The sequence below is a fragment of the Actinomycetota bacterium genome (genome assembly GCA_035536535.1).
Taxonomy (GTDB): Bacteria; Actinomycetota; JAICYB01; order JAICYB01; family JAICYB01; genus DATLNZ01.
Map to the genome: position 1 here is coordinate 1 of DATLNZ010000062.1, position 4519 is coordinate 4519.

Annotated in this window: 5 protein-coding genes; 1 reads left to right on the forward strand and 4 read right to left on the reverse strand. The window is 64.2% G+C overall.

The annotated features are described in order from the left end of the window. Positions 1-565, forward strand: a 565-nt coding sequence (locus VNE62_04040; GenBank protein HVE91463.1) for an alpha/beta hydrolase, incomplete at its 5' end; no start/stop codon positions are given. 65 nt (positions 566-630) lie between these two features. Here VNE62_04040 and VNE62_04045 read toward each other — a convergent pair. The 4 genes from VNE62_04045 to VNE62_04060 all read right to left on the reverse strand — a co-directional run bounded on the left by VNE62_04045 (position 631) and on the right by VNE62_04060 (position 4223). Then, positions 631-1287, reverse strand: coding sequence for a DUF2182 domain-containing protein (locus VNE62_04045; GenBank protein ID HVE91464.1), 657 nt, complete (start codon positions 1285-1287; stop codon positions 631-633). Positions 1288-1406: 119 nt separating this feature from the next. Beyond that, entirely contained in the window at positions 1407-2039 is a 633-nt protein-coding gene (locus VNE62_04050; GenBank protein ID HVE91465.1) for a DUF1326 domain-containing protein, read from the reverse strand. Between the two features lie 169 nt (positions 2040-2208). After that, positions 2209-2646: a GNAT family N-acetyltransferase gene (locus VNE62_04055; GenBank protein ID HVE91466.1), complete on the reverse strand. Its 438-nt coding sequence runs from the start codon at positions 2644-2646 to the stop codon at positions 2209-2211. A 692-nt stretch (positions 2647-3338) separates the two neighbouring features. Continuing rightward, positions 3339-4223: a serine hydrolase gene (locus VNE62_04060; protein HVE91467.1), complete on the reverse strand. Its 885-nt coding sequence runs from the start codon at positions 4221-4223 to the stop codon at positions 3339-3341. Between the last annotated feature and the right edge of the window lie 296 nt (positions 4224-4519).

A 4519-nucleotide genomic window follows, 5' to 3' on the forward strand; every position in this document is an offset into this window, starting at 1 on the left:
GCGTTGGCTTCGCACGCTCGAAGGCGTCGATTCGGCCCGGGTTGTGGCGGCCGGCTATTCGGCTGGCGGCCACCTGGCGGCGTGCGCGGGCCTGCTGCCGCCCGTCGAACCCGGCTCCCCATCGCCGAGACCTGACGCCATGGTGCTGCTCAATCCGGTCACCCAGGTGGTGCGGCCGGGCGATTACGAGGTCATCGAGGAACTCTCGCCGATCGCGCACGTCACTCCCGGCGCGCCTCCCACGCTGATCTCATACGGCACACGCGATTACTTGAGACCGCTGATCACGAAATTCGCGGACGCCTTGCAAGCCGCCGGCAACCGTTGTGACGTGGTCGCCATGGATGGTGCCCATACGGTCGTTCACGCGCCCCTCCGCAAACGCGAGGCCTACATCGCGGCAATCCAGCCGATCGACGACTTCCTCGTCGCGCTAGGAATCCTCAGGGGTGGTGTCGACATTGCAGATCACGTGGACGCCATGGATGCGTTCGAGATTCTCGGTGGGCGCTCGGAAATGAGCGACCCCCGAAAGACAAGACCTCGACGTACGCGTCTCTCGTAGAGAAGCAGGCGTGGGCAGCGTTAGTCCTGGAGCACGTGCGATCGCAACCGCGCGCGACGAGCGACTCAGCCAAGCGTCAGCAGGCCACCGAGCACGGCGGCGCCCGCAGCGACGGAGGCGACTCCGGCGGCCCGGCCGATGACGCGTCCGAAGGGCGCCGTCTTCTCGACCAGGACGAACAACGCAATCGCCGCGATCCACAGGAGGTTCATCACGCCGCCTACGAACAAAAGGGTCATGAGCACCCAACAGCAGCCCAGGCAGAACAACCCGTAACGGACGCCCAGCCGAATCGAGCTCCCACGCCAGTACCGGGAGATGAGCTCCGCAGGAGACCGGCACTTGTCGAGACAGACGCGCTTGAGCGGAGTCAGCTGGTATACGCCGACGGCGATCAGGATCAAGCCACCGATCACTCGGCTGTTCGACTTCAGCTCTGAGGAAAGCAGACCGGCACGATCCAGGCCCCACTGCCCGGCCGTCGCGGCCACGCTGAACGCAGTCCAGACGAGGACATAGCCGGTCACGAACACGAACGTCGGGGGTAACGGGCTCCCGTCTCTCCGCGCCTTCCGGGCCGCTGCCGCGTAGATGAGCGTCATTGGGATCGCCGACGGCAGCATCATGCCGACCATCATCACGGCCCACATAACGAACCGAAGTACGATGGCCGGTGAACCGGAGTCCATCGCCATCCCGTCCATGTGGGTGCCCATGTCCATCGTGCGAGACAGGTGGACGACGTAGGTCCATGCGATCGCAACAACCGCCGCGATGGCGAGGATGATCGGGATCCGGTCGCGGCTCAGAGCCCAACCGAAGGACCGTCTTGCAACGGCCGTCAGCGGATGACTCCGTCCTGGTTCATGTGCAGGATGTTGAAGGCTCCGTAGGAGTCCTTCAGGTCGAGCTCGATGCCGGCTCGCACCTTCGCGTTGCCGTTGCCCATCTCGGCGTAGGTGTACTCGAATCCGCCGGGCAGGCTGATGCCTGCTCGCACCGGCTCGCCGTTGAATGGGGAGATGATCGGGCGTCCCGACGCTTCGACGAGGTCGCCGATCTTCACGTCGGCCGTCCGACCGTCGACGTCGACTGACAGCGAGATCGGTGCATAGATCGGATCGAGGACCTCGGACATCGTGCTGTTGAAAACGAAGAAGTGCGTGGCCAGCGGGGCTGTCGCCTCTCCGTACAGGATCTTGCGCAACGCTTCGCGCTGGTCGGCGTCGGCTCGCTCGTCGATGATCGCCTGCTCCTTGCCGTTGCCGTCCGCGATCTCCCCGGGCCACTGAAGCAGCAGGGCCCAGTTCAGCCCGTCGAGCTTCGTGTCGTTGAAGTTGCCCTCTTCGATGTGCCCAGAGGCGACCGCCTCGCAGCTACCATGCGTAGTCGGCGACCCGAACTGACACGGACATCCCCAGTTGCAGTTGCAATTCGTGAACTCGACGCCGCGGATCTTCCACTGATCGGCCACGATCCCCCCTATGGTCGCTCACTGATACGCGGAGCAAGTCTCCCACTTCCTGACCCGGGCTTGCTTCGGAGGGTCCCGTCCATACTGCTTCGATTGACGGCATAGGGGGCGAGCTCCGACCGGTGTTAGCCCTTCGATTCCGAGTCGGGTGGGGGCCCCGGGCAATGCATCAAGGAATGATCGCCTTGGTGTATCGCAAGCCGGTCGTCCTGTATTCCGCTCTCTCATAGAACCGGTGAGCGTCCTGCCGGCGCTGGCTACTAGCGAGCCAAACAAGTCCACTTCCGCGTTCCCCCGCCCAAGCTTCCGCTGCGTCCAACAGGGCGCGCCCGATACCCCGCCCCCGCCTGGCTGCGGTGACGACGAGGACGGACACCTCGGTCCCGAAGCCGTCAAGCTCATAAAAGGGGTGCCGCGTGAGGCCGATCAAGCCCACGACCTCGCCGCCATGCTCGCAAACCAGGGTCGCTCCGTCGACGTTCGCAAAGTTGGCCAAACGCGCCGTCAACTGTTCCGGTGATGTCGGATACCCAAGCTCCGTCAGCAAGGCCGCCATCGCTGGCACGTCGTTCGCCCGGCTCTTGCGAATGTCGTATGCCGTGTCCATGCCTCCCATGCTGGCACGGAGCCACTCCGCAGTAGACGGTTAGAGTGCGCGCATGGCTTCCAGTGTCCGATTCGGGCTCGTAACGCCAACCACTTCGTGCAGGAGGGTCAGCGCGGGGCGGGAAGGATCGCCGCTGCTCCCTTGTAACGCGCGGGGGTCTGCTCGAACTCGGTCGCGGGACGCTCGCACGACATCCAACAGGACGACTTAGACCGTTGCTCCCTTCGCAAGGGAAGCGATCATAGTCAGCACTTCGGAATCGGGGTCGATCGCCGTCCAGTTGGTCAACGCGACTACCCCGGTTTTGCTCGGCACATGAAACGCGCACGTTGAGCGAAACCCACCGGTCCCGCCGTTATGCCACACGATGGGTGTCCCATCGGACATCTCGAGTACGTGCCAACCCAGACCTACGCGTTCACGGGTTGCGGCTTGCAAGCGTGGTTCGCGGGCAAGAAGGAGCGCGCGGCCGAGGGCGTTTCCCGGATCCGCGGCGATGTTTGCTCTGATGAATCGCAGCATGTCTTTCGCCGTCGATTCGACGCCTCCGGCTCCCGCGATCGCTCCGGGATCCCAGTGACTCGTCGGTGAGCCGCTCTGATCGTGTCCCTGGGCGCGGCGCTTCCTCAGGGACTTGGGGGCCTTCACGAACGTCTCCGCAAGCCCAAGCGGCTCACATATCCGGCCTCGGATCAGATCGCTGAAAGATGTGTCTGCAGCCACGGCCAGGATGTGTCCGAGCAGACCGAAGCCGAAGTTCGAGTACTTCGATCGGGATCCGATGGGCAACTCCAGCCCTGCCTGCTCCAACGAGGCGTGGAGGTCCTCGACCGCAAAATCGGCGTACGGGTTCTGCGGGTGTCGCTCGCGCGCATCACGGCTGGGGTGCGTGGCAGCCCCGAGCCGTGCGTGGCCAGATCAACGAGCGTTATCCCGCGCTCGCCTTGGCTCGGAACGCGAATACCGCTGGGAAGGTATCTGGCGACCGGTGCATCGAGGCTGACCTCGCCCTGCTCGTCCATCTCCGCCAGCAGAATTCCCGTGAAGGCTTTGGTGATCGAGCCGATCTCGAAGATCTGATCGGCGGAGGCGTCGCCGAAGGAGAAAACGGCCTCCTCGTCTCCACGCATCGCGCCGGTGACGACGCCGCCCGCGATCAAACCGCCGTCCTCGGTTTCGTTCGCGGTTTCGAGCCACTCCGCCAAGGGAGCGGTCGTCGGCCGGGCAGAGTCGATCGCGTCCAGGAGGGTTGGCCCAGTCCGGATCCTTAAGCTCGTCAAGCGGTGAGGCGGGTCCGGTTCCACCTGCGCCGAGATTCGAGCGGTCTCGCCCTCGATGACGATCACCACCCCGATCTCGCGATCCGACTCCTCGTTTATCCGGTCGACATCACCGCCCTTCAACTGACCCATCTGGGCGATGAAGCCAATGACTTGGTCGGCGTTGATGTGCTGAAGAAAGCTGGGAGCGAAGTGCTCCTCGACGTCACTCGCGTTCACCGCTTCGCCGGCCCGGCTCAGGATCCAGGCGACGCGGCGGCCGGCGAGAGTGTTCGTTAGCTCCATTTCGCTGGCCATGAGGGTACAGCGCAACCACCCCGACCGTTACGTGATCGACGACTGGCGTAATCGCCCGCTCCCCCGCTCAGGAGACCGTTCTGTAGAGCAGGCTGAGTCCGCCCAAGGGCCGAGACGACATCAGCGCTCACGTGCAAGACTCGATACATGAGGCCACGGATCTTGTCGTGGAGAGGGACCGATCTGATCGAGGACCTTGCCATTCCGCATAGGCGCCGCCAGGCCCTGCGGGCACTCATGGCGATCGGATTCGACGCCGCCCCTGTTGTGATCGAGGGTCTGCGTCATGAAAGCGA

Bases quoted from the DNA above. Each gene is read 5' to 3' on its own strand.
- VNE62_04045 (HVE91464.1), bottom strand. From the start codon at position 1,287: ATGGACATGGGCACCCACATGGACGGGATGGCGATGGACTCCGGTTCA.
- VNE62_04055 (HVE91466.1), bottom strand. From the start codon at position 2,646: ATGGACACGGCATACGACATTCGCAAGAGCCGGGCGAACGACGTGCCA.
- VNE62_04060 (HVE91467.1), bottom strand. From the start codon at position 4,223: ATGGCCAGCGAAATGGAGCTAACGAACACTCTCGCCGGCCGCCGCGTC.